Source organism: Campylobacter sp. P0085 (assembly GCF_002139495.1).
GTDB classification, from domain to species: Bacteria; Campylobacterota; Campylobacteria; order Campylobacterales; family Campylobacteraceae; genus Campylobacter; species Campylobacter devanensis.
The window spans coordinates 96065-121395 of the sequence record NZ_MJKB01000003.1; the positions used below are offsets into that span (position 1 = coordinate 96065).

Annotated in this window: 24 protein-coding genes and 5 tRNA genes; 9 read left to right on the top strand and 20 right to left on the bottom strand. The window is 34.2% G+C overall.

Annotated elements, in window-relative coordinates:
- The 16 genes from CIGNP85_RS04040 to tig all read right to left on the bottom strand — a co-directional run bounded on the left by CIGNP85_RS04040 (position 1) and on the right by tig (position 12826).
- Positions 1-1242, bottom strand: coding sequence for a restriction endonuclease subunit S (locus CIGNP85_RS04040; RefSeq protein ID WP_086287095.1), 1242 nt, complete (start codon positions 1240-1242; stop codon positions 1-3).
- A gap of 3 nt (positions 1243-1245) precedes the next feature.
- Complete coding sequence (locus CIGNP85_RS04045; protein WP_086287097.1) at positions 1246-2841, bottom strand: type I restriction-modification system subunit M; 1596 nt, start codon at positions 2839-2841, stop codon at positions 1246-1248.
- 359 nt (positions 2842-3200) lie between these two features.
- Positions 3201-3944, bottom strand: a complete 744-nt coding sequence (locus tag CIGNP85_RS04050; RefSeq protein WP_086287099.1) for a carbonic anhydrase — start codon at positions 3942-3944, stop codon at positions 3201-3203.
- Between the two features lie 624 nt (positions 3945-4568).
- A tRNA-Leu gene (locus tag CIGNP85_RS04055) sits at positions 4569-4653 on the bottom strand.
- A gap of 38 nt (positions 4654-4691) precedes the next feature.
- Positions 4692-4768: transfer RNA gene (locus CIGNP85_RS04060), tRNA-Arg, on the bottom strand.
- Between the two features lie 30 nt (positions 4769-4798).
- Positions 4799-4875, bottom strand: a tRNA-Arg gene (locus tag CIGNP85_RS04065).
- 16 nt (positions 4876-4891) lie between these two features.
- Positions 4892-4968: transfer RNA gene (locus tag CIGNP85_RS04070), tRNA-His, on the bottom strand.
- 4 nt (positions 4969-4972) lie between these two features.
- Positions 4973-5050 (bottom strand) — tRNA-Pro (locus tag CIGNP85_RS04075).
- Positions 5051-5150: 100 nt separating this feature from the next.
- Positions 5151-5876 (bottom strand): TerC family protein, encoded by a 726-nt coding sequence (locus CIGNP85_RS04080; RefSeq protein ID WP_086234841.1) that lies wholly within the window; start codon positions 5874-5876, stop codon positions 5151-5153.
- The gene (gene purN / locus CIGNP85_RS04085) at positions 5869-6453 is read right to left on the bottom strand and encodes a phosphoribosylglycinamide formyltransferase (RefSeq protein ID WP_086287101.1); all 585 of its coding nucleotides are present in this window, start codon (positions 6451-6453) and stop codon (positions 5869-5871) included. The genes CIGNP85_RS04080 and purN overlap by 8 nt, the downstream gene beginning before the upstream one ends.
- Positions 6444-7856 (bottom strand): NAD(P)H-hydrate dehydratase, encoded by a 1413-nt coding sequence (locus CIGNP85_RS04090; RefSeq protein WP_086287103.1) that lies wholly within the window; start codon positions 7854-7856, stop codon positions 6444-6446. The genes purN and CIGNP85_RS04090 overlap by 10 nt, the downstream gene beginning before the upstream one ends.
- The gene (locus tag CIGNP85_RS04095; protein ID WP_086287105.1) at positions 7853-9367 is read right to left on the bottom strand and encodes a YifB family Mg chelatase-like AAA ATPase; all 1515 of its coding nucleotides are present in this window, start codon (positions 9365-9367) and stop codon (positions 7853-7855) included. Before CIGNP85_RS04095 ends, CIGNP85_RS04090 begins: the two co-directional genes overlap by 4 nt.
- The gene (gene def, locus CIGNP85_RS04100; protein WP_086287108.1) at positions 9364-9882 is read right to left on the bottom strand and encodes a peptide deformylase; all 519 of its coding nucleotides are present in this window, start codon (positions 9880-9882) and stop codon (positions 9364-9366) included. The genes CIGNP85_RS04095 and def overlap by 4 nt, the downstream gene beginning before the upstream one ends.
- A gap of 1 nt (position 9883) precedes the next feature.
- Complete coding sequence (locus tag CIGNP85_RS04105; RefSeq protein ID WP_086225189.1) at positions 9884-10930, bottom strand: GGDEF domain-containing protein; 1047 nt, start codon at positions 10928-10930, stop codon at positions 9884-9886.
- Between the two features lie 16 nt (positions 10931-10946).
- Positions 10947-11531 carry an ATP-dependent Clp endopeptidase proteolytic subunit ClpP gene (clpP, locus tag CIGNP85_RS04110; protein ID WP_179186976.1) on the bottom strand — a complete coding sequence of 195 codons (585 nt, stop codon included), beginning with the start codon at positions 11529-11531 and terminating at the stop codon, positions 10947-10949.
- A complete protein-coding gene (gene tig, locus CIGNP85_RS04115; RefSeq protein ID WP_086232589.1) occupies positions 11528-12826 on the bottom strand; it encodes a trigger factor in 1299 nt (432 codons plus the stop codon). Before tig ends, clpP begins: the two co-directional genes overlap by 4 nt.
- A 131-nt stretch (positions 12827-12957) precedes the next feature.
- Between tig and folE the strand changes: the two genes are divergently transcribed.
- Together folE and fliI are read left to right on the top strand one after the other, a co-directional pair.
- The gene (gene folE, locus CIGNP85_RS04120; protein ID WP_086225192.1) at positions 12958-13545 is read left to right on the top strand and encodes a GTP cyclohydrolase I FolE; all 588 of its coding nucleotides are present in this window, start codon (positions 12958-12960) and stop codon (positions 13543-13545) included.
- Entirely contained in the window at positions 13542-14852 is a 1311-nt protein-coding gene (gene fliI, locus CIGNP85_RS04125; protein WP_086277300.1) for a flagellar protein export ATPase FliI, read from the top strand. The genes folE and fliI overlap by 4 nt, the downstream gene beginning before the upstream one ends.
- Positions 14853-15106: 254 nt before the next feature.
- Here the strand turns inward: fliI and CIGNP85_RS04130 are convergent, their stop codons facing one another.
- Genes CIGNP85_RS04130 through leuC form a run of 3 tightly spaced genes read right to left on the bottom strand, consistent with a single transcriptional unit; the run spans position 15107 to position 17956 of the window.
- Complete coding sequence (locus CIGNP85_RS04130) at positions 15107-16171, bottom strand: phospholipase A (protein WP_086238434.1); 1065 nt, start codon at positions 16169-16171, stop codon at positions 15107-15109.
- Entirely contained in the window at positions 16152-16691 is a 540-nt protein-coding gene (locus CIGNP85_RS04135) for a molybdenum cofactor guanylyltransferase (RefSeq protein WP_086287110.1), read from the bottom strand. The genes CIGNP85_RS04130 and CIGNP85_RS04135 overlap by 20 nt, the downstream gene beginning before the upstream one ends.
- Positions 16691-17956, bottom strand: a complete 1266-nt coding sequence (leuC, locus tag CIGNP85_RS04140; protein ID WP_086225196.1) for a 3-isopropylmalate dehydratase large subunit — start codon at positions 17954-17956, stop codon at positions 16691-16693. Before leuC ends, CIGNP85_RS04135 begins: the two co-directional genes overlap by 1 nt.
- 62 nt (positions 17957-18018) lie before the next feature.
- On the opposite strand from leuC, the gene CIGNP85_RS04145 reads away from it, so the two are divergent.
- The 7 genes from CIGNP85_RS04145 (at position 18019) to CIGNP85_RS04175 (ending at position 24608) form a co-directional block, all read left to right on the top strand.
- Positions 18019-19329, top strand: coding sequence for an NFACT RNA binding domain-containing protein (locus CIGNP85_RS04145; protein WP_086287227.1), 1311 nt, complete (start codon positions 18019-18021; stop codon positions 19327-19329).
- A gap of 9 nt (positions 19330-19338) precedes the next feature.
- Positions 19339-19560: a MoaD/ThiS family protein gene (locus tag CIGNP85_RS04150; RefSeq protein WP_086253619.1), complete on the top strand. Its 222-nt coding sequence runs from the start codon at positions 19339-19341 to the stop codon at positions 19558-19560.
- A 1-nt stretch (position 19561) separates the two neighbouring features.
- A complete protein-coding gene (locus CIGNP85_RS04155) occupies positions 19562-19996 on the top strand; it encodes a molybdopterin synthase catalytic subunit (RefSeq protein ID WP_086225198.1) in 435 nt (144 codons plus the stop codon).
- A 24-nt stretch (positions 19997-20020) separates the two neighbouring features.
- Positions 20021-21025, top strand: a complete 1005-nt coding sequence (locus CIGNP85_RS04160) for an AI-2E family transporter (protein ID WP_236845059.1) — start codon at positions 20021-20023, stop codon at positions 21023-21025.
- A gap of 276 nt (positions 21026-21301) precedes the next feature.
- Positions 21302-22708, top strand: a complete 1407-nt coding sequence (gene aspA / locus CIGNP85_RS04165) for an aspartate ammonia-lyase (RefSeq protein WP_086225959.1) — start codon at positions 21302-21304, stop codon at positions 22706-22708.
- A 64-nt stretch (positions 22709-22772) separates the two neighbouring features.
- Positions 22773-24116, top strand: a complete 1344-nt coding sequence (locus CIGNP85_RS04170) for an anaerobic C4-dicarboxylate transporter (RefSeq protein ID WP_086225201.1) — start codon at positions 22773-22775, stop codon at positions 24114-24116.
- 126 nt (positions 24117-24242) lie between these two features.
- Entirely contained in the window at positions 24243-24608 is a 366-nt protein-coding gene (locus CIGNP85_RS04175) for a hypothetical protein (protein ID WP_086229661.1), read from the top strand.
- A gap of 25 nt (positions 24609-24633) precedes the next feature.
- On the opposite strand, the gene ung is transcribed toward CIGNP85_RS04175, so the two are convergent.
- The gene (ung, locus tag CIGNP85_RS04180; RefSeq protein ID WP_086287113.1) at positions 24634-25311 is read right to left on the bottom strand and encodes a uracil-DNA glycosylase; all 678 of its coding nucleotides are present in this window, start codon (positions 25309-25311) and stop codon (positions 24634-24636) included.
- Between the last annotated feature and the right edge of the window lie 20 nt (positions 25312-25331).

A 25331-nucleotide genomic window follows, 5' to 3' on the forward strand; every position in this document is an offset into this window, starting at 1 on the left:
CTATTTTTTTAATTCCTTAAAGGTTAGTAATTTATCTCTATAATACTCATATTGCTTTTTTCTTGCTTCTATTTCAGCTGGTAATCCATCAGAAATATCATTGCATATTTTTTCTAACTTTTCTAATATTACCACCACATTTTTTTGTTCTTCTATTGACGGAAGTGGAATTTCAAATTTATTTAAATATCCAAAATTTATTGCAGGCATTGTTGATTTTCCAGATGAACCATTAAGTTTTTCATAAATTGATTTTTGTGATAAATAAAATTTTAAGTAATTGATATCTATTTCTTTATTATCTTTTATATTGATTTTAAACATATTATTTGCTATAGCACCAAACTTATTTGTAAAAACTTTTCCGCAAGCACTTGCACCATAACGGATCATAATCATTTCATTTTCTTTTTTTATATATTTATCATCCGGTTTTTCAATATATCTCGGTGATTCATTTGAGTTTACAAAATCAACTATTCTTAAGAATGGAACACTGTTATCAAAAGGCTCAAAAAATTGTTTATCAACATCAACTTGTATTCCTTGAGAAAATCTGGCTATTTCTTCAAATTTTATTGTTTTATACTCAATTCCTCTTTTTTCAAAATTAAATAATTCGTTTGAATAATACTCATATTGCTTTTGCCTTGCTGAAAGCTCTGCTGAAAGCTCTGCTGAAAGCAATGTGAAATTATCCAATATACGGACAATTTCACATTGCACTTCCAACGGAGGCACAGGAATAGAAATTGACAATAACGCCTTTTGTGTTATATGTTTCATAGTAGAACCAGTAAGCATTCTTGAATAATCAGCATAAGCTAAATTACTATCTAAATAATAATATAAAAATTTTGAATTTATAATTTCATGTTTTGGTTTTATGATATAAATTCCTTCATTTACACCCCAATTTAATGTTTCATAATCGACCAAAGCCATTTTTCCGACTGTTCCAGTATTTGAAAAAAGAATATCACCATTTTCAATATTGGCTCTAGCTTGAATTATTTTAATAGCTTCATCATTAATTAAATCTGTTTTTTCTGTTTGATTTACACCTTTTAATCCATTTAATTCCCTAACAGTAACATAAAAACCTGTTGCATCATCGGGATTTAATTTAAAAAATCTTCTAGGATTTATACCTATATTCACGCTTTTAGTAATGCCTTCAATTTTTTTAAATTCCACCCCATTTGGGCATAATTTGTTGATTAATTCATCTAATTTACTCATAGATTACGCCTCGATTTCTAAAATGATTTTATCTATTTCGTTGCGAAGCTCATTCTCTCTAGCTACTATTTGGGCTATTTCATTATTTAGCTTTACTATATCTATTTTTTCTCTTGTGTCTTCTTGTTCTACATAGGTTGATACTGATAGATTGTAGTTATTCTGGGCTATCTCTTTGTTTGGGATTAATTTGGCAATGTGGCTAATATCTTTTCTATCTTTAAATATTTTAACTATATTATCTATATTTTTATCGGTTAATCTATTGTTATTAGTTACTTTGACACACTCTTTAGAAGCGTTTATAAAGAGTGTGCTATTATCTTTTTTACCCTTTTTTAATACCATTATACAAGTTGCTATACTTGTCCCAAAAAAGAGATTATCAGGTAGTTGGATAATCGAGTCAATAAAATTATTATCGATTAGATATCTTCTAATCTTTTGTTCTGCTCCGCCTCGGTATAAAATACCAGGAAAGCATACTATAGAAGCTGTGCCATTAGGTGCTAGCCACGATAATGAGTGCATTATAAAGGCAAAATCCGCTTTTGATTTGGGTGCTAAAACTCCAGCCGGAGAGTAGCGCTCATCATTTATCAAAATGGCATTATCATCTCCAGCCCATTTGATAGAGTATGGTGGATTAGATACTATCACCTCAAATGGCTCATCATCCCAGTGTTTAGGCATGGTCAAAGTATCTTCGCAAGCTATGTTAAATTTATCATAACCAATATCATGTAAAAACATATTAATCCTACAAAGGTTATAGGTAGTTAAATTTATCTCTTGACCATAAAAGCCGTTTCTTACATTATCTTTGCCTAAAATGTTCGCAGATTTCAAAAGCAATGACCCACTTCCGCAAGCCGGATCATAAACCTTATTAACCTCTTTTTTATCCAAAATAGCGAGTTTGGTAAGTAGCTCGCTAACCTCTTGTGGTGTGTAGAACTCTCCACCTGATTTACCAGCATTTGAAGCATACATAGACATTAAAAACTCATAAGCATCCCCAAATGCGTCTATATCATTATCCTTATAATCTAAATTTATCCCAGCTATTCCATCTAATATTTTTAGAAGTTTTTCATTTCTTTTAGCAACTGTGGCACCTAGCTTATTGCTATTGACATCTATATCATCAAATAACCCAGAAAAGTCATCTTCACTCTGCGTGCCTTTGGCGGAGTTTTCGATATTGTTAAATATCATTTCTAAATATTCATTTAAATTATCTTTTATATTTTTCGTTTTGCCCTCGTTATCTGTGAATGTAGCGCTATGGCTTTTAGCTGATTTAATCACATTACAAAACAACTCTGAAGGACGAATGAAAAATCCCTTTTCTGTAACAAGATTATCCCTTTCAAACTCGGCCTCACAATCTTTTAAATTCGCATAATCAAAAGTGGTATCGCCTGCTGCTCTCTCCCCTTCATTTATATAATTAGCTATATTTTCTGATATATATCTATAAAACATAATACCTAGCACATACTGCTTAAAATCCCATCCATCCACTGAACCTCTCAAATCATCAGCGATGGACCATATCGCTTTATGTAATTCTTCTCTTTGGTGGTTGCTTGCCATTTTGATTGCCTTTAAATTTGATTTTGATAGCGTTTTTTAGCTTGTATTATATATTTTCATTAGTTAAATTACAATATTTTAATCTGATTTTGTGTATATAGATATGAAATTTGGCTTTTTGTGGGGTTAAATTTGGCTTTTTGTGTAGCGTTTTTAGGGTTGGGTGGCGAATTTTTGTGGGTGGCATTTTTGGGTGGCGGAATTGGCTCTTTGTGGGTGGCATTTAGATACTATGGCGGAATTTAGCGGTGAAATTTGGCAATGGCAAAAAATTCGCCGGTGTTAGCGGCTAATAGTAATAGGAGACCGCCCGAATTGGGCGGTTGTTGAGTGGTGGTGATTTAAGAATGGATATAAATTTATTTAGATACTTCTAGGATTTTTCGGCCATTGATATCTTGGATTGGGCGATTGTTTTGACCTATTATATTAGTAAAAAATTTAATCTGTTCATCTGAAGCAAAGGCGTTATCTTTATTTATTAGCCAAATCACACCCTCAGAGCATGGTGGCGTAGTGAGTGAGCCAACTAGCTCAATATAATTTTGAAGATTTTTGACTAGGTCGCTTAAGGCTAAATTCGCTATTTTTCTACTCTCCCCAACCTTAGTAGGTGCGTCCGCCCAAATCTCTTTAATCACAGGATTTTCGCCGCCTTTATCAAACATAATCGCCAATACCAAAAGCTCCCCATCACTAGCCTTATGAACTAAATGAGCCACCATAGGATAGTGCTTTTTATCAAAAGTATATTCTGATGGCGTGTGAAAATGCATCTGTAAAAGCTCGAATTTTTTCTCTTGGAATGTTAGGGTGCTGCCTGGATTGAAGTTCACTTGTAAAGTGTGTCCGTTATTGATAAGCTCTTTTGGGCTATTTTTATAATCAAATATAGGCTTTTGTAGCGTGGATTTCGCAGTTTGAGCTATATCAATTGGCGATTGATTTTTGCCATATTTACAGGTGCGAAATTCATCCATCAAATCTCCCCAATGCTCTGGCGATCCATCACCACTATAACCCCAATGTGGCGTATCATGATGAGTATTAGAACCACTCACACCAATCAAAAAACCAAAAAGCAAAATAACTAAAAATCTCATAATTTCTCCTTAGAGTGAATTTAAAATAATTTAATCAATATAATTTAATCAATATAATTTAATCAATATAATTTAATCAATATAATTTAATCAATATAATTTAATTTAATTATATGAATTAAATTTATTTTATAATAAAAATTAGTTATTATACTCGCCATAAACATAAATTTTTCTTAATATTTATATTTTTATGCGTGGCAAATTTCATTAATTTAAATTTGATATTTGATTTGAAGTTTGATTTAGCTTAATCTAGTATAAATTTGCTATTTTACCTATTGTGATTTCATCGCTATTAAATGATATAAAAGGGATTTTAAACTAAATTTAAAATGAATTTTAAAAATCATTTTAGAAATTTGAAAAATTTATATCTAGATATTGGCTTTTTGGTCTTGCGGTGGTGGCGTAATGGCTTTTAGTTGGCTGTCTGTTGTAAAGTTTTTCATTTTCATTTGTGTATCCTTTTTGGGATTTGGTTATTTGCGTGGGTATCCCTTTGGGTGAAAATAACTGAAATGAAATGATAACAAATAAAAGCTTAAATTAGTTTCAAAATCCTATTTTTAGGGCTTTTTTAATAATTTGTGAAAGTTTAAGAAAAGTATTGAAATGGAGTGATGGTGCGGACGAGAGGACTTGAACCTCCACACCGTAAGGCACCAGATCCTAAGTCTGGCGTGTCTGCCAATTTCACCACGTCCGCAACAATAATAAGATTTGTCAAGCAAAAACTTAACAAGGTGGTACGCCCAAGAGGATTCGAACCTCTGGCCTACGGCTTAGAAGGCCGTTGCTCTATCCAGCTGAGCTATGAGCGCATATGAAAACTCAGCTCTTATATTTGAAAGTGGTGCGCCAGGTAGGACTCGAACCCACAACCTACAGATCCGAAGTCTGTCGCTCTATCCAATTGAGCTACAAGCGCAGTCTCCTCATATAAATGGGGTGAGTGATGGGAATCGAACCCACGACCCTCAGGACCACAATCTGATGCTCTAACCGACTGAGCTACACTCACCACATGGTCGGGGTGAAAGGATTCGAACCTTCGGCCCCTTGGTCCCAAACCAAGTGCGCTAACCAGACTGCGCTACACCCCGAAGTATAGTCTCGCTATTTCAAATAAAGAGCTGAAATTATATACAAAAAAAAATCATTTGTCAATTAAATTTAGCTTAAATTTGAAAAATTATTCCAAATTTAAGCAATATTATTTCTCTTTTTTCTTGAATAAAGATTTATCATCTCTACTACCAAAGAGAATGCCATAGCAAAATATATATAACCTTTTGGTATATGAAACTCCAACCCTTCGCCCACTAGCGCCACGCCTATTAAAATCAAAAACGCAAGAGCTAAAACTTTAATAGTCGGATTGGACTCCACAAATCTACTAATAGCACCGCTAGCAAGCAACATCACACCAACTGCTAATATAACGGCTAATATCATAATCTCTATATGATCGGCCATACCTACGGCTGTAATCACGCTATCAAGCGAAAAGACAATATCAAGTACAGCAATTTGAATAATAATCATCATAAAGCCAGCTCCAGCCTTGCTAGCCATACTTTGTTCTTCATTTTCACCTACTGCGTGTGAGTGTAATTCAAGAGTGGATTTAGCTATCAAAAACAACCCACCAGCAATCAATACGATATCACGCCCTGAAATTTCTTGCCCTATCACGCTAAATAGCGGCGTAGTAAGCTTCATAATCCAAAATAGGCTAAGTAGTAACAATATTCTAGTTATCATCGCAAGCCCAAGACCAACTACCCTGGCACGATCTCTTTGTTCATTTGGCAATTTGCCACATAAAATTGCTATAAATATAATATTATCAATACCCAAAACTATCTCAAGTGCAGTTAGCGTCATTAAGCTAATCCACGCCTCAGGCATATAGATCCACTCAAGCATTTTTATCCTTTGTTAGAATTTTTATAATTGTTTTTGGTAGTAGTTTATGCTCAATTTTATGAATTTTTTTCTCCCACTCTTGCAGGGTTTTTGTTTTCCGAGCGAAGCTCTTTTGTGCTATTATCTCTCCAGCATCTAGCTCAGAACTTACCCAATGTACACTTACTCCACCTATTTGCATATTGCTATGATAACTATCTGTTATAGCATGCGCTCCTTTAAATAGTGGCAATATGCTTGGATGTAAATTAATAGCTTTAATATTATCAGTAAATATAGGCGTAAGAATTCTCATAAATCCAGCTAAAATAGTCAAATCAATACTATATTTATTAATCTCATCAACTACTGCTTTATCAAACTCCTCTCTACTGGCATAATCTTTATGATTAATAACCACAGTATCAAGACCAAATTTCTTAGCACGCTCAATCCCTTTAGCATTAGGATTATTACAAATTAGTAAAGCAACATTAATCTTAATGCCTTTAAAAATCTTACCATGAACTTTTTCTAATATGGCTTGCAAATTCGAGCCACTTCCACTGAATAAAACCGCAATATTTTTTACAACCATTTTAATCCTTCTATAATATCATTTGGGGTAAAACTATAGCTATTACCCTTATAAATTTGAGCTGATTTTTGATGAGCTAGGACGCCATTTATAGCCGAATTTAATGGGCTAAATCCACCTGCTAAATAGGCTAAAATTATTCCGGCCAATGCATCGCCACTACCGCCAACTGCTAACTTTGCATTGCCCTGTGGCGCTATATATAGCACGCCATTTTGAGCAATTATTGGATTTGCCCCTTTTAGTATAAGTGTAGCAAGAAATTTAGAGCTAAATTTGCGAGCTAGCTCAAAACGGTTATTTTGGATCTGCTCTACATCAAATTCGCCTATTTCACAAATCTTAAGCAATGAGCTAAACTCCTTTGGGTGCGGAGTTAAAATAGCTTTATTACTTCTAGCAAATTCACAAATCCAAGGCTTATAAAATGCATCCGCATCCACTACACACGGCTTTTTGAGTAAATTCATAAAATCAAACTCAACTTCACCAAGCCCCATTCCAAAAGCCACAGCATCTGCACCATCAAAACTGCTTTTAAGCATAATCTGTGGATCTAAATTTAAACTACTAAGCCCTTGAATACTTTTAGTCAAATTTACTATACTTACTCTACCAGCCCCCATTCTAAGTGCCGAATTTGCCGCAATCTGCGCTGCTCCGCTCATCTGTCCACAAGCAATAAATGCATGACCAAAGTCGCCTTTATTTACATTTTCTATATCTCTACTAGGCAAAATTAAATCATCTAAAAGTACTAAAAAATCGCTATCATCAAAACTAAATTTGCTCTCATTTAAACCCAAATTTGCCTGCACGATCTGCCCTACTAAATCTTTAGCAGCATCTGCATATAACCCAAGCTTTAACGCCCCCATACAAACGGTAAAATCTGCCCTAAACGCTCCATTTATTGCTACGGCTCCATTTTCACTTATTCCGCTTGGTATATCTACAGCAATTTTAAGAGCGCTACAGCTATTTGCTATTTTTATAATTTTAGCAATTTTTTCACCAATCTCTCCGCAAAACCCACTACCAAAAATCCCATCTATTATACAATCAAACTCACTAAAATTACTTAAACTATCTAAATCTAAAACATTTACACCGACATTTTTAGCGATATTTAGCTGAATTTGAGCATTGTGATTAAGTTCTTTTTGAAGTAAAATCAATCCGCATTCATATTCACCACTAAGCATTCTAAGTGCGGCAATTGCATCGCTTGCGTTATTTCCTTTACCACAAAGCGCTAAGATTTTAGTACCAATTTTTAGCTCTTTACGAACCAAATCTGCTACCGCACGAGCAGCATTTTCTTGCAAAACTAACTCGCTAAATCCTAATACATCAACAGCATTTTTATCAAATTTAGCCGTATTAGTATAAAGTCTTTTCATCTCTTCATCCTATAGCTTAAACTCTCGATTATATCTGCTTTTGAGATAGATTTAGCATCACGCAAATCAGCAATCGTACGAGCTACTTTTAGTATTTTATTTATTCCACGCTGACTTAGATGATAGTTTGTAATTGCTTTACTTAAAATCTCTGTTGCTGCATTCTCAAGAGTACAAAACTTAGCAATATCAAAGTCGCATAATTTGCCATTTAGCTCACTTTGACCACGCTCAATCTGATTTTTAAAAGCATTTAAAACCATTGCGCTCATCTGTTTTGAGCTATAACTTGGCACATCTCCATCATTAATCTCACCCATAGCACAATATATATCAATACGGTCTAATATAGGGCCAGATATAACATTTTTATACTTTGCAATCTCTTTATCGCTACAAGTACAAACATTATTTTTACTAAATGCATTTCCACACGGACAAGGATTCATCGCTGCAACAAATAGAAATTTCGTATCATAGCTAACCTTTGAATTTACTCTAGAAATGTTAATTTTATAATCTTCTAATGGCTCTCTAAGGCTTTCTAAAATCTGCTTACCAAAATAAGGAAATTCATCAAAAAATAGTACGCCACCATTGGCTAATGCGACTTCGCCAATCTTTGCTGCACTGCTTCCGCCTCCAAAAATTGAGCTTCTTGTGCTTGTGTGATGTGGACTCCTAAAAGCTCTAATGGCGCTAAAATCACTACTATTTGAATTCAATGACTCATAAGCACTTGCTAGTAAAATCTCTTCTAGGCTTTGTGGCGGCATAATATATGGTAGTCGTTTTGCACTCATACTCTTTCCACATCCTGGACTTCCCTCAAATAAAATATTATGCATTCCGGCTGCTGCAATTATGCTAGCGCGCTTAGCACGCTCTTGCCCTTTGATATCGATAAAATCGAGCTTAAAATGTAAATTTGGAACAAATTTACGACCTGCAATTTCGATGACATTATCAAAAATTGGATGAGTTGCATCGACTTTGCAACTAATTTTAAATTCATCATTTAAGAAAAAATCCCTTGCTTGTGCTAAATTCTCCACAGCATAAACTTCAAAATTTGGTATCATTGCAGCTCTAAGCGCAATATCCTTTGGAAGTAATATTTTAGCACTTTTGACATGCGTACTAAGAAAAAGCAAAACTGAAAAAAGCTCAGCTGAACTACGCAGTCTACCATCAAGACCTAACTCGCCAAATACGAAATAATCACTATCGAAACGCTCTTTTTGCAGCAATACCAAAAGTGCAATAGCCAAATCAAAATGCGAGCCGTCTTTTTTAACATCACTTGGACTAAGATTTATGATGATTTTCATCGCTGGAAGAGTAAAATCATGCAAAGCTACAAGAGCTGATTTGACACGGGTTACTGACTCTTTGATAGTTACACTAGCAAGTCCAACGATCTCAAATCCAGGCAAAGCTCTAAGCAAAGTAGATTCTATATCAATTATATGTAGCTTTGAGTTCAAACAGGCGCATTTTAGGGCTTTCATAATGGTTTTTGTTTTGACTTTTTCTTATACTCTTTATCAAATTTTTTACGCTTATTAAAGCCAATTCGCTCTATAAATAGATGTCCATCTAAGTGATCATTTTCATGCTGCAAGGCAACAGCTAGTAAACCATCTGCCTCAAGTGTGTGACTAGCTCCAAATCTATCTTGATACTCTAGTGTTACATTTGCAGCTCTTTTTACATCTTCGTAGTATCCAGGCACGCTCAGACAGCCTTCTTGATAGAGTTGCTCCCCATCTTTTTTTATAAATTTAGGATTAATGATTTCGAGCAAATCACCTTTGTCTTGAATTTCATTCTCATTTATTAGATTGATAATTAAGGCACGAATTGGTCTGCCTACTTGAATAGCAGCTAAACCAATTCCGCCTTTAAAAATCATCGTATCATACATATTATCTAAAAACTCGCCTAGTTCAGTGTCAAATTTATCCACCTCTACGCTACGCTCAAAAAGCCTCTTATCAGGATATTCTAAAATTTCTAAAACCATATTAGCTCTCTACAGTCTCAAATAACTTTAACCCTTTGCCGCTACGAGGCAATGCATCTAAAAGTGCTGATAGAATCTCCTCTATACTACTCTCAGGATCAATCGAACCAACAGATAGCTCCATATCCATATCTAGTTCATCTTCGCCCATAAAAAATGTAGTTTGATAAAGCAGCTCTGCAATCCTTTGGGCTGCCTTTTTGGCACTTTCAAGATCTGTGTGCTTCATCACCATCGCAAAACAACCATCACCATAGTGAGCCACAATATCGCTTCGGCGTGATGTTTTAAGTAGAATTTTGGCAATATTTCGTAAAATTCCGTTTTTGTCTTTTAGACTTGGGATTTTGTTTAAAACACTATCTTTAACATGAATTAGCATGATGCTTACATTGTATTTATAGCGTTTAACATCATTAAACTCATCGTATAAAACTTTTAGTAAATATTTTTTATTATAAACTTCAAATTTGGAGTCATAAATAGAGTTATCTTCAACATTTTTAAAGATTTTATCAACCTCTTCATAGCTAGTTTTAATAGCTCCGATGTGGCGCTCCATTAAAATATTTAGCTTACTCAACTCCTCACCAAAAGCCTTGATATTGCCTTGAATTTCAAGCGGATTAGCACTAGCACTCATCTCATTTAGGCGCTTTTTAGCTATGCCTTTCATAATGCCTAAATTCTTATAAATAAGCGATATAATCTGCATCATAGAACGAATCTGGGCAAAGCCAGTTTTAATATCTTTTTCTATTAAGGCTTGACGGTCAAGCTTGTCTTCTTTGCTAAAATCTAGTAGCTCTAAGACCTTTTTTTGAAAATTTGCAGGCTTACTTTCTAAAAGTTTTCTAAAATATATATCAAAATTTTCAGGTGTTGGCTGGATATTCTCAGCTAGCAACTGCTTTAAAACCGCAGAAGAGAATTTATTTAAATCAACATTCTCATCATCGCTACCCATAGCAGTTGGGCGAATTCCAGTTCTAACTACAGCCGGTCTAGGAGCTGGCCTTGCTTTTTTATCTTCATCTAATTTAACCATCTCAACACCTTAAAATTTATTTAAAACTCTTTGTCAAAATCGTATCAACAATACCATACTCCACAGCTTCTTGGGCACTCATAAAGTAATCCCTGTCTGTATCTTTTACAACTTTTGCTAGTTTTTGGCCTGTATTTTTAGCTAAAATACTATTTAAATTCTCTTTGATTCTTAGAATTTCTTTAGTTCTAATCTCTAAATCAGTAGCCTGACCTTGCGCTCCGCCTAGAGGCTGATGAATCATAACCCTAGCATTTGGCAAAATATATCTCTTGCCTTTTGCCCCACTACTTAGCAAAAATGAGCCCATACTAGCAGCTTGACCTATACAGATGGTACAGACATCAGGCTTGATATAATTCATAGTATCATAGATGCTCATACCGCTAGTTACTACACCGCCTGGGCTATTTATGTATAGATAGATATCTTTATCTGGATCTTGTGCTTCTAAAAATAGTAGCTGAGCTACAATTGCACTAGCCATACGATCTTCTATCTCATCAGTGAGCATTACTATACGGTCTTTAAGCAATCGAGAGTAGATATCATAGCTTCTCTCTCCCTTGCCATCATTTTCAATTACATAAGGTATCATTATTTGCTCTCATCTTTTTTGCCAAATAGATCTGTAAATAATTTTTCCTCTACCAATGCCATCTTAATTGCTGGAATCATACCTTGTTTTTTGTAGTTTTCTAGATGCTCTTTTGGATCTACTCCATATCTATAAGCCTCAAAATAGATTGTTTGTAAAATTTCATTATCGGCTACAGCAATATTGCGAACTTTAGCTAGCTCATCAATAATAAATGTAAGTTTAACACTTTTTAGCGCATCATCTTTATATTTTGCTCTTTGTTCTTCTAATGCTTTTGGGTCTTCTTGGAATTTTTTGCGTTCTTCATCGCTAAAACTCATCCAGTTATTTCTAAACTGCATATCAATCTCTTGTTCTACTATGTTATTTGGTAGATCAAAGCTAAATTTTTCTACAGCAGCTTGGGCGAATTTAGGTTTTAGCTCCTCAGCAACTAATTTAGCCATTTTTTCAGCTTTGATTTGACTGCTAATACGCTCTTCTAGTATCTCTTTAGTTGGATTTTCTTCATTTGGAAGAACTTTTTTTAGAGCCTCAGCATCTAATTGGCCAATTTTTTTACCTTGGATTTCATGTAGTTTTACCTTAAATACTGCGGCTTTGCCTGCTAAATGTGCTGCGCCATACTCAGCTGGGAATGTTACATTTATATCTTTTTCTTCACCAACTTTTAATCCAACCATTCCATCTTCAAATCCTGGAATAAACTGACCGCTACCAATCTCAAGCACATATCCCTCAGCCTTGCCGCCATCAAATGCAACACCATCTACAAAGCCTTCAAAATCAAATTTAGCAAAGTCGCCTTTTTCTAAACTATCTTTTTCTACTTTTTCAAGTGGAGCCATCATATTTAAAAATTCATTGATTTTAGCGTCTATCTCACTTTTTTCTGCTTTTGGCTCATCAAAGCTTGGGATAAGTGCTTCATATCCTGATACATCTACAGTTGGACGGAATGAAATTTCAACTTCAATGTCTATATTACCATCTTTTTCATCAAATTTAAGAACTCTTGGTTCAGAAATTATATCTGAGTTTGATCTCTCTACTGATTTTACAGATTCGCTTATAAATTCTCTATAAAGTTCGCCACGAGCGTCATTTTCTAAGTCTTTACCATATCTTTTGATAACTTCAGCTACTGGCACTTTACCAGGGCGAAATCCATCAATTTTTACATTTTTAGCTGCTTTTTGTGCTAATTTTTCTACTTTTTGTTTTATCTCATCTGCTGTTAGAGTTGTTGTCGCAGTAACATTTACTGAATTTGTAAGTTTAGCATTAACTTCCATTATTTTCCTTTTGACAAAAATTTGGCGCATAATATAGCAAAATTTTGCTTTATTTAAGTATAAATTGCTAAATTTATTTGCTCTCAAGTCAAATTATTGTAAAATTATGCAAAATTTTTTTAAGGTGAATTATGTTTGATAAAAACAGAATGACTGAATTTCAAGACTGCGTAAAAAAGATGCTTGAAATCATGGGTGAAGACCCAAATAGAGATGGATTACTAAACACTCCAAAAAGAGTCGCAAAAGCCTATGAATTCATCACTCAAGGCTATAGCCAAAGCCCTTTAGATATCTTAGGCGATGCGATGTTTGAAAGTAGCAATAATGAGATGGTTTTAATCAAAGATATTGAGTTTTATAGTATTTGTGAGCATCATCTTTTGCCTATAATCGGTAGAGCACATGTAGCCTACATTCCAGATGGAAAGGTCGTAGGGCTAAGCAAAATCCCAAGAATGGTAAATATATACGCTAGAAGATTACAAATTCAAGAACAGATGACTGAACAAATAGCACAGGCCTTGCAAGAAGCGATTAATCCAAAAGGTGTTGGAGTTGTACTAGAGGCTAGACATATGTGCATGGAGATGCGAGGCGTTGAAAAAATCAATTCAGTCACTACAACTTCGGCACTTCGTGGTTCATTTATAAAAAACCCAGAGACTCGCAAAGAGTTCTTTGATCTAATAAATTCACCAAAATCGGTTAAATTTTGAGCCTGAACAATATCAAAAATCGCCTCGCTAAAAAAGTAAATCTCTCTAGCGTCTTTGGCATAATAACTCGCATTAATGCCAATAATATCGAGATATCTGGTCTGCGTCCAAGCATTGGCGATATAGTAAAAATAACTAGTATCGACAGCGATAAAACTGAACTAGGAATGGTAACAGAACTCCATCAAAATGGTGCTTGCGTTAGCCCATTTGGCTTTGTTGAAGGATTTAAGGTTGGCGATAGAGTCTATGCAAGCGATCAAGGGATGAGCATTCCAGTAGGAGAGGCTTTACTAGGACGTGTAGTTGATCCATTTATGAATCCAAAAGACGATAAAGGGCCAATTAACTGTATGGAACTAATCTCTATAATGCGTCCGCCAATCCCAGCTATGAAACGTGGATTAATCAATGAATGTTTTAGTGTTGGTGTTAAGAGCATTGATGGATTGCTAACTTGTGGAAAGGGTCAAAAACTTGGAATATTTGCTGGTTCAGGAGTTGGGAAATCCACTCTAATGGGAATGATAGTAAAAAATACTACAGCTCCAATCAAAGTCATTGCGCTCATTGGTGAGCGTGGGCGTGAGGTACCTGAATTTATCCAAAAAAATCTAGGCGGAGACCTGACCAACACAGTAATAGTAGTAGCCACTAGCGATGATAGTTCACTAATGCGAAAATATGGCGCATTTTGCGCAATGAGTGTTGCAGAGTATTTTAAAGATAGAGGGCAAGATGTGCTATTTATGATGGATAGCGTAACTAGATTTGCTATGGCTCAGCGTGAAATCGGACTAGCCTTAGGCGAGCCACCAACCTCAAAAGGCTATCCACCAAGCGCTCTAACCTTATTGCCGCAACTCATGGAAAGAGCTGGAAAAGAAGAAGGCAAAGGCTCTATCACGGCATTTTTCACCGTTTTAGTAGAAGGCGATGATATGAGCGATCCGATAGCTGATCAAAGCCGTTCTATACTAGATGGTCACATCGTACTAAGTAGAGAGCTAACAGACTTTGGGATATATCCTCCAATTAATATTTTAAACTCAGCTAGCCGTGTTATGAACGATGTAATTACTAAAGAGCATAGACAAAATGCTAATAAATTCAAAAGGCTATTTTCTATGCTTAAAGAAAATGAGGTATTAATCCGCATTGGCGCCTACCAAAAAGGTGTAGATAACGAGTTAGATTATGCTATAAGCAAAAAAGCTGCTATGGAGGATTTTATGAAACAAAATCCCGATGAGAATGTCCAATTTACTCAAACTATCCAAACACTTGCTAAAATCGCAGGAGTGTAAGAACTTGATTTTGTTTGAATTATAAATTTAGCAAGTAATATCTATTTAAGTAACACTCCCAACCGCTAAAGTAGTTGGGAGTGTTATTAATTTAATGCCATCTATCTTTTATAGATATTAATGAAGACTTCAATCTCTTTTTTATCGCTCTTTATATTGTGCTTTTTTATTTTTAGCTATTTTTCTTGCAAAGATAATTTACGACTAACTATTAATTTAATTTTAAACCATTTTAATATATTGCAAATCAAAACTTATCTAAACGCAATACCTATTCCAATGCGATTTTGATACTTATTATAATACACCAACTCATATCCATAACCGCTAAATCCGCTTAAATAAATATAAAATCCATCCCCAATATAATGCAGATATCGTAACTCAAATGAGCTTTTATTTTCCTTATCAAAGCGTAGATTATTACTAAAAATGCTTTGGATAAATGAGCCGCTAGGCAGCTTATAATATGCAGTTAAATCAATAATTCCATTGTATTTAACAATAGCTGGATTATCATCTTCATTATCGGGTAGCCTAAGCCAAAGCCGTGGAGTTAAACTTAACTTGCCAAAATCCAACTCAAACGAGCTATAGATACGATTCCACGAGCGAGATTCTAGCTCACTTTTGCCATTTGAATCATGTAAAAATCCAAGGCGAATATGATTAAAATTATAAAAATCAACTGGTATTTGAGTATAAATTTCTGGTTGATAATTATTTTCATAAAATGGCGAAGAATCAGCATAAATATCCCACCATGAAAGCTGAGTGTAAGCAAAATAGTAATCCTCATTAAGTCCAATTATATCACTAGCTATGAGTTTTTTAAGACTGATAGAAAACTCACTGGTAATATCTTTATGAGTGCCTTTGTAGCTTGAATATGAAATAGGTAAAAAGTAGTTATTTTGGTATGCCGTAATTCCCCAAAATAGTTCATTTTCTTGTGAATTTTGATTATTTTTATTGATTTTAGATTTTGAATTTGATTGCTTATTAGTTTGAGTGGGTAAATTTATCTTAGGGCTTAAAATTAGCTCAGATTTTAAACTCTGCTCTAAATTAGATACTGATTGTAAAGATAAATCACTAGATTTTTTAAGCGACTTTTGAGCTGAGAGTTTGTAATATTTTAAAGCCTGTTTAAAATTGCTAGATTTTTCAAATTCTACTGCTTTTTGATAAAGCTCTATAGCGCTAAAATTAGCTACTAACTCATCACTACACTCATCAATTTTGCCTCTAAATTCATCAGCAAAACCACTAATAAATCCGCCATAAAATAAAAAAATGCTAAATATTAGCTTCTTCATAATCGGCTTTAGTGTTTATATTAAAAAACTGCTTCAAATTCCCAAATTTAATACTCTTGCACTCACAAATTTTTGCTAAATTTGCTAGGCGTAAATCGCCATTTTTTATCATTTGTCTTGCTAACTTAGCCACACTTGGAGAGTAAAATCCACATAGATAATGCATAAACTCATCATCGCTTGCTATGGCTATTTGAGACTTTTGTTTTGATAGTTCTTTAATAGTATCAATCTCAACAAATGGAGTATCTGCTGCTATTATAAAGACTGGATTATTATAATATTTATCTAAATTTGCAATGACATAAATTGGAGCAAATTCGCTAAATTCATCTATTAAAAGTGGTAATTTTGGATTAAATTTTTCCTGTTTGCTTGCAACCTTTACATTATCAAAATGCTTGCTTAAACGCTCAAATAAAAAATGCGTGATACTAGGCGCCCCGCAAAACTCTAGCAAAGTCTTATCAGTACCCATTCTAGAGCTTTTTCCACCAGCTAGTATCAACGCATTTTGCATTAGATATCTCTTGGATCTACGATTTTACCAGCAATTGCACTTGCTGCAGCGACAGCTGAATTTGCTAGATAAACTTCACTTGTACGATCGCCCATTCTGCCTACAAAGTTTCTATTTGTCGTGCTGATACATCTCTCCCCGGCGCCTAAAATTCCCATATATCCACCAAGACATGCACCACAAGTTGGATTGCTTACTACTGCACCAGCTTCTACAAATATATCCATTAAGCCCTCTTTTTGTGCTTGTAAGGCTATTTTTTGAGTAGCTGGAGTGATGATAAGCCTTGTATGTTTAGCTACTCTTTTGCCTTTTAAAATTTGAGCTGCTATTCTTAAATCGCTTAATCTACCATTGGTACAACTTCCAATAAATGCTTGATCAATCTTAATATCATCTTTTACAGCTTGACTTACGCTTTTACCATTGCTTGGAAGATATGGATATGCAATTACTGGTTCAAGTTTGCTAACATCGATTGTGATTATTTGGTCATAGTTTGCACCTTCATCGCTATAATGAAGTTTTGGCTCGCTTCTTAAATTTACTTTGCTCAAAAATTCTTTTGTGATATCGTCAACTGCGATTATGCCGCTTTTACCGCCTGCTTCAATAGCCATATTGCAAAGGCTAAATCTACTATCCATATCTAGATACGCCATAGCATCACCAGTAAATTCAAGCGCCTTATAAAGCGCACCATCAACGCCAATCATTCTAATAACTTCTAAGATTAGATCTTTACCATAGATGTGATCACCTGGTTTGCCTACAAACTCAACTTTTATCGTTGGTGGCACTTTAAACCAGTTTTTACCTGTTATCATTGCATATGCTAAATCAGTACTTCCCATACCAGTACTAAATGCACCAATAGCGCCATGCGTACAGGTATGAGAGTCAGCTCCAATGATAACATCACCTGGAACTACTAGACCTTTTTCAGGCATTAGCGCATGCTCAATACCCATATCTTTTTCATCAAAGAAATTTGGTAAATCATGCTCATAAGCAAAATCTCTGCTTATTTTAGCTTGATTGGCACTCATTATATCTTTTGCTGGGATATAGTGATCCATAACAATAGCAAAACCATTTGGATTGGCTAGTTTTTTAGCTCCACTTTCTTTAAAAGCTTTGATAGAAATTGGTGTAGTAATATCATTTCCAATTACCATATCAATGTTGCTCTCTACGATTTGACCAGCGCTTACTTTTTTGCCTACATGCTCGCTAAAAATTTTCTCAGTTATTGTCTGCTTCATACACTTCCTTTTTTAACCAAATTTGGGCTACATTGTAGCAAATTTTTGGTATAATCGTGCTTATGAAATACAAAATTTTAATCCAAATCTCAGAATTTTTGTCTAAATTTCGTAAAATTTCATCTATCAAAAGAATTGGTGATTTGATGGTTGCTATTAGATTTGATGGTGATTATGAGCTGATATTTGATCTAAATAAAACATCTTCAGCTATATATAAAAGCGATCAAATTCAAATTAAAGAGTATAAGGCTCCATTTGATATTTTGCTTAAAAAGCGTCTAAACTCGGCTAAAATTTTAAGTATAAAAACTTTACCTAATAATAGAATTTTAGCTATTAAAGCATCTTTTTTAGGTTCATATAAAGAGCTTGTTAGTACGCTATATTTGGAGTTTACTGGGCGATTTACTAATGCGATTATCTGCGATGAAAATGGAGTAATCTTAGAGGCTTTACATCATTTTGATAATTCTACAAGAAGTATAAAAGTTGGTAAGGTTTTAACCTTGCTTGAAGGGATAGAGATAAAAGAAAAACCAAGCCAAATTATAGAGAATTTTGATGAGTATTTTCAAGATGAATTTGCCAAAATTTCTTTAAAAAATTTAGAGCAGATCAAAGCAAACAAGATAGCAAATATCAATAAAAAAATTGAGATTTTAAACTCAAATTTAAATACACTCCAAACAAGCTATGAGCTTAATAATAGGGCAAATGAACTAAACCAAAAAGCAAATTTAATAATTGCAAATTTGCATAATTTAAATGATTATGATAGAGATTTAAAGCTTATGGATTATAGTGGCAATATTATTCAAATTACTATTGATTCTTCGCCAAAAATTGCAGCAAATGAGATGTTTAAATCTAGTAAAAAATTAAGACAAAAAGCACAAAATATAGAGATTCAAAAAGAAAATTTGCTAACAAAATTAGAATTTCTAAACTCTCTTAAAAATGCTATAAACACAAGCTGTGATGCAAATGAAATTGAGATTTTATCTCCTAAAAAGCAAGGACAAAAAAGCGAAGCTAAATTTAACGATCTGGTAGAAAATTTCTATATCAATGGATATAAAATCAGCCTTGGTAAAAGTCAAAAAGGAAATGAGTTTTTGCTAAAAAATGCCAAAAAAGATGATTTTTGGTTTCATTTAAAAGATAGGGCTAGCGCACATGTTATTGTTAAATCTAATAAGCTAAATTTAAACGAGGAAATTACGCTATTTGCGGCCAAGCTTTGTGTTCAATTTAGCACTAAATCTAGCGGTAGCTATGAGGTTGATTATACTAAAAGACAAAATGTAAAAATCCAAAATGGTGCCTTTGTAAATTATGTAAATTATAAAACTATAGTTATTAAAATTTAAAGGAAAAATATGATAAAAGTGGAGTTTTTAGGACCAATTGGACTTGATGCAATGGAGCTTGAAGTTGCAAACTTAAAAGAGCTTAAGGAAATTTTAACCCAAAATGAACAAGTATCAAAATGGCTAGAATTATGCGCTGTAGCAATCAATGATGAAATTGCAAGTGATATAAATACTAAGCTAAATGATGGTGATAGAATCTGTATTTTACCACCAGTTTGTGGAGGTTAAGATGGAAATTTATGATGGCAATCTAGACGCAAATGAAATAACTAGCCGATGGTATAGCGATAATAAGCTTAAAAATTATGGAGCTATTATGAGTTTTGTAGGCGTGGTAAGAGATGAGGGCGGTATAAGTGGGCTTAGTTTTGATCTATATGAACCGATTTTAAAAGCGTGGTTTAATAAGTGGCAAGAAAGAGCAAAATCGCAAAATGCTATAATCTTAATGGCACATAGTAGGGGAGATGTAGCAGTGCATGAAAGCAGCTTTATAGCTGGAGTTTGTAGTCCACAAAGAAAAGTAGCACTTAAACTAATAAATGAATTTGTTGAAGATTTTAAGGCAAATGCACCAATTTGGAAGTATGATTTAATTAACAATGAGCGAATTTATGCTCTTAAACGAAGTCAAAAACTTCAAAATGCTGGAATTTTAGCATAAAATCGATATTATTAAGGAATAAATTTGAGATATAATCTAGTAGCAATTGCTAGTTTTGTAATTATTATTGGTGGGCTAAGCCTAGCTAGTTCGATTGTAGTGCCATTTTTACTCGCAGTTTTTATAGCAATTATTGCTTTTCCGGCTCTTGAATTGATGAGTAAAGTGCATATTAATCGCTTTTTTGCATTTATCATTTTAATTGGTATTTGCGGTAGTGGACTTTGGGTTTTAGGTAATGTTATTGCTACGGCTTTGTTAGGTTTTAGTGCTAATTTGCCACTTTATAAAGCTAAAATTGATATATTTATGGATAATCTAGTAATATATTTAAAAACTAACGCAAATATCGATATAAGTAATAATATATTAAGCTTTATAAATATAGACAAGCTCTTAGCAACTACTTCAAATTTATTAGTTCAAACAGGCGGAATAGTTACGCAATCTTTTTTAGTATTTTTGCTTTTAGCATTTATTTTATTTGAAGCGCAGATTTTTAAAGACAAGGTCGAGTACTTTGCCTCCAAAAATCCTATAGCTTTAGATATTGCTAGTACATTTATATCAAATTTAAAACATTACCTAGCTATTAAAACCGTTTCATCAATTGCTACAGGAGTGATTGTGTGGGGATTTTTAATATTTTTTGATGTACCACACGCCTCTCTTTGGGCGATTTTGGCTTGTATTTTAAACTATATTCCCACAATAGGATCTATTATTGCAGCAGTTCCTGCTATTTTAGTTAGTTTAGCTGTGAATGATTTAAGTGCAACCTTGTGGCTTACTTTAATATATTTGGTTGTAAATATCGCTATTGGGAACTTTATCGAGCCTAGATTTCTTGGCAAAGGACTTGGTATTTCTACGCTAGTAGTGATTTTAAGCTTACTATTTTGGGGGTTTGTTTTTGGCATTGGCGGAATGTTTTTAGCTGTACCACTAACAATGAGTATAAAAATTGCTCTAGATGCAAATCCAAATACTAAATTTATCTCAATCTTGCTAAGCAATAAAGTAAAATAAGCTATAAATTTAAACAAGATCTTACTTAACAAGTCCCAAATTCTCATTTTTTGGGACTAAATTTCAATATAAATCAAATTAAAATAAAATTAAACATCAATTATAATATAATATTTTAAAAAAAAATAATACTCTTTTAAAAGCCCAAAAATCCATAATCGTCAAATTTTAATCCCCGTAAATTCGACATTTGGAGGTCTTTTTTGAAATTTTCAAAATATATTAAGTAATAAGGTAATAGAATCTTAATTGAAATATTTATCAAAGGAGATAAAAATGGGAACAAGAAAAGAGCACGATTTTATCGGTGAATTAGAAATTAGCGATGATGTTTATTACGGCGTCCAAACATTTAGAGCCGTTGAAAACTTCAACATATCTCACGACAGATTAAAAAACTTCCCTAGATTTGTGCGTGCTATCACAAGAGTTAAAAAAGCAGCCGCAATGGCAAACCGAGAATTAGGTCTTTTGGATCAAGAAAAAGAAGGTGCTATCATCGCAGCTTGCGACAAAATTCTAGCTGGTGGATACTATGATCAATTTGTAGTAGATATGATCCAAGGTGGTGCTGGTACTTCAACCAACATGAACGCAAACGAAGTTATAGCCAATATCGCTTTAGAGCATTTAGGTCATAAAAAAGGTGAATATCAATTCCTTCATCCAAATGACCATGTAAACTTAAGCCAAAGCACCAATGACGCTTATCCAACAGCACTTCACCTAGCACTTCACGACTATTTGACAGATTTAGCCACAGCTATGGGATACCTTAAAAAAGCTTATGAGAGAAAAGCCGAAGAATTTAAAAATGTATTAAAAATGGGTAGAACTCAACTTCAAGATGCGGTGCCTATGACTTTAGGCCGTGAATTTAAAACATTTGCCGTAATGATAGGCGAAGATATCGAGAGAATTCTAGAAGTTAGAAAACTTGTATTAGAAGTCAATTTAGGTGGTACTGCTATCGGTACAGGTATCAACTCTCACCCAGATTATCCAAAAGTAGTAGAGAAAAAATTAAGAGAAGTTACAGGCCATGAGTATAAAGTAGCTGAAGATTTGATAGAAGCTACACAAGATACAGGCGTATATGTCCAAATTTCTGGTGTTTTAAAAAGGGTAGCTACTAAATTATCAAAAGTTTGTAATGACTTAAGACTTCTAAGCTCAGGTCCAAAATGTGGCTTAAATGAGATAAATTTACCAAAAATGCAACCAGGTAGCTCTATCATGCCAGGCAAGGTAAATCCTGTAATCCCTGAAGTGGTAAATCAAGTTTGCTACTCTGTAATCGGCTCTGATGTTACTGTTACATTCGCTTGCGAAGGTGGTCAATTACAATTAAATGTCTTTGAACCAGTTGTAGCATATAGTCTATTTAACTCAATTATCATGCTTGAAAAAGCTATGAAAACTCTAGCTGACAAATGTATAGATGGAATCACAGCTAATGAAAAAATTTGTAGCGATTTTGTCTATAACTCTATTGGTATTGTTACAGCTTTCAACCCATATATCGGCTACGAAAAATCAGCTAGCATAGCCAAAGAAGCCCTACAAACAGGTAAAAGCGTAGCAGATATCTGCTTAGAGCGTGGCTATCTAACCAAAGAAGAGATTGATAAAATCTTAACACCTGCTAATATGCTTAATCCGCATATGGGTGAAAATAAATAATCTAAATTTCGTGTTAAAATTTGCTAAGAGTTGATCTCTTAGCAAGCCAAATAAAGGAGAATCTATGGATTTTGTATTGATTTTACAAATCATTGTCTTGCTAGGCGCTATCTTTGTGGGTATTCGCCTCGGTGGTATCGGTATCGGTTACGCCGGTGGTATCGGTGTTGTTATTCTAGGTTTATGTCTAGGTATGAAACCAGGAACTATTCCTTGGGATGTTATCTTAATTATTATGTCAGTTATCGCAGCGATTTCAGCTATGCAACTTGCTGGCGGATTAGACTACTTAGTCCAAATAGCTGAGAGAATTTTACGCTCAAATCCTAAATATATCAACTTCCTAGCTCCAACTGTTACATACTTTTTGACAATTTTAGCAGGTACAGGCCATACAGCATTTTCTATGATTCCAGTTATTGTTGAAGTTGCTAAAGAGCAAAATATCAAACCATCAGCTCCACTATCAATTGCAGTTGTATCTAGCCAAATAGCTATCACAGCTAGCCCTGTTAGTGCGGCCGTCGTCTATATGACAGGCGTATTAGAGCCACTTGGTTGGAGCTATCCAACTCTAATTGGATTATGGTTAGTAACTACATTTGCTGGTTGTATGCTTACAGCTTTAATTATTACACTATTTGCTAATCTTGATTTAAGCAAAGATCCAGTATATAAAGAGCGTCTAGCTCAAGGTCTAGTAAAACCATCAACTGGCGTTCAAAATAAAGAGCTTAAACCAGGCGCTAAACTATCTGTTGCTATCTTTTTAATCGGTGTTTTACTAGTTGTTCTATATGCTACTGCTATCTCAAAAGTCGGCGGCAAACCGGTTCTTATAGAAAATGTCGTTGTCCCTAGAGATGCTGCTATTATGAGCTTTATGCTAGGCGTGGCTACATTCATTACAATCTTTTGTAAAATTGAAGTTGGCAAAGTAGCCGATACAAGCGTATTTAAATCAGGTATGGTAGCGTGCGTTTGTGTTCTTGGTGTGGCGTGGCTTGGTAATACATTTGTTGGTGGCTATACAGAAGAGATTAAAACTCTAGCTGGTGATTGGGTTAAGGCTGTTCCATCACTACTTGCTGTTATATTCTTCTTTGCGGCTATGCTTCTATACTCTCAAGCAGCAACCGCTAAGGCGATCACTCCAGTAGTTATAGCAGCCCTTGGTATCAGCGCAGCTAATCCAGGCGATGCATATATGCTAGTTGCGTCTTTTGCTGCTGTTTCGGCTCTATTTGTATTGCCTACATATCCTACACTTCTTGGTGCAGTTCAAATGGACGATACAGGCTCTACAAGACTTGGTAAATATGTGTTTAACCATGCTTTCTTAATCCCTGGCATTTTAGCCATTGCTTTTTCTGTCGCATTTGGCTTTATCGCTTCTGCTATAATCTAACACCTAATCTACTCCAAGCAGCTACTTGGAGTAGATTTTCCTTTAACTATTTTTACTAATTATAAAATAATTCAAATTTTATAACATATTAATCAACAAGAAGCTTCTTTCGAAGTAGATGGATCTTTGGATTGGAAAAACTTATATAGAAAAACTGAGGATCTACTACAAACTTATAAAAATAAGGCAAAATTAATAGTTACATCTGCTTTGCATTGTGCTGCGCCTTGCACTGCGATGGGTATTCCTGTGGTATTAATAGCTAAAAACCAAGAGAATATTAATCGTTTTTCTGCTATTAAAGGCATTATTCCGATTTATACCTATGATGATTTGAAAAATAATCGCATCAATTTCAATCCAAAAAGCTTAAATATTGAAGATTTAAAACAATACATGTTGCAAAATCTTAAGCTAAGCACTCTAAAGGAAATGGGTGAAAATGAACTAATGCAAATTAGACATAATATCCAATACTACAAAGCATATTAATAGCTTTTTAACTAAAGATTTTTATTTAGCTAAGCCAGTCAATTAAGGCTTTGCCATGAGTTAGCAAATACTCATTACACTTGCTAAAATGCCTAGAACCAAAAAATGCTCCCCTTGCTAATGGACTTGGGTGAGCAGCTTGTAAAATTAGATGTGAATTTGGGTCTATCAGTGGCGATAGCGCCTTTGCGTGATTACCCCAAAGCATAAATACGCAGTGGTCAAATTTAGCATTTATAACACGAATAACACCAGCAGTAAAGATTTGCCAGCCAATTTTAGAGTACGAAGCAGGACGATTTTGTTCTACTGTTAGGGCAGTGTTTAAAAGCAAAACACCTTGATTTGCCCAACTAGTTAAATCACTGCTTCTACTAGTAAATATATCGCAATCTAAATCATCAAAAAGCTCTTTAAATATATTTTTCAAACTTGGCGGTGTTTTTATATTATTTGGAGTACTAAAGGCTAATCCCATCGCTTCACCAGCATTATGATATGGATCTTGACCAATAATTATAACCTTTAAATCACTTGGTTTACATAAATTAAATGCATTAAAAATAAGCTCTTTTGGTGGGTAGATTACAGCGGTTTGTGAGTTTAAAAATTTAATTATATTAGCGAAATTTTGGCTATTTAGCTCATCTTTTAAAAGCTCTTGCCACTCTGGATCTAAATATGATATTAAATTTGAATACATAAAAGTAGCCTAGCATAAAG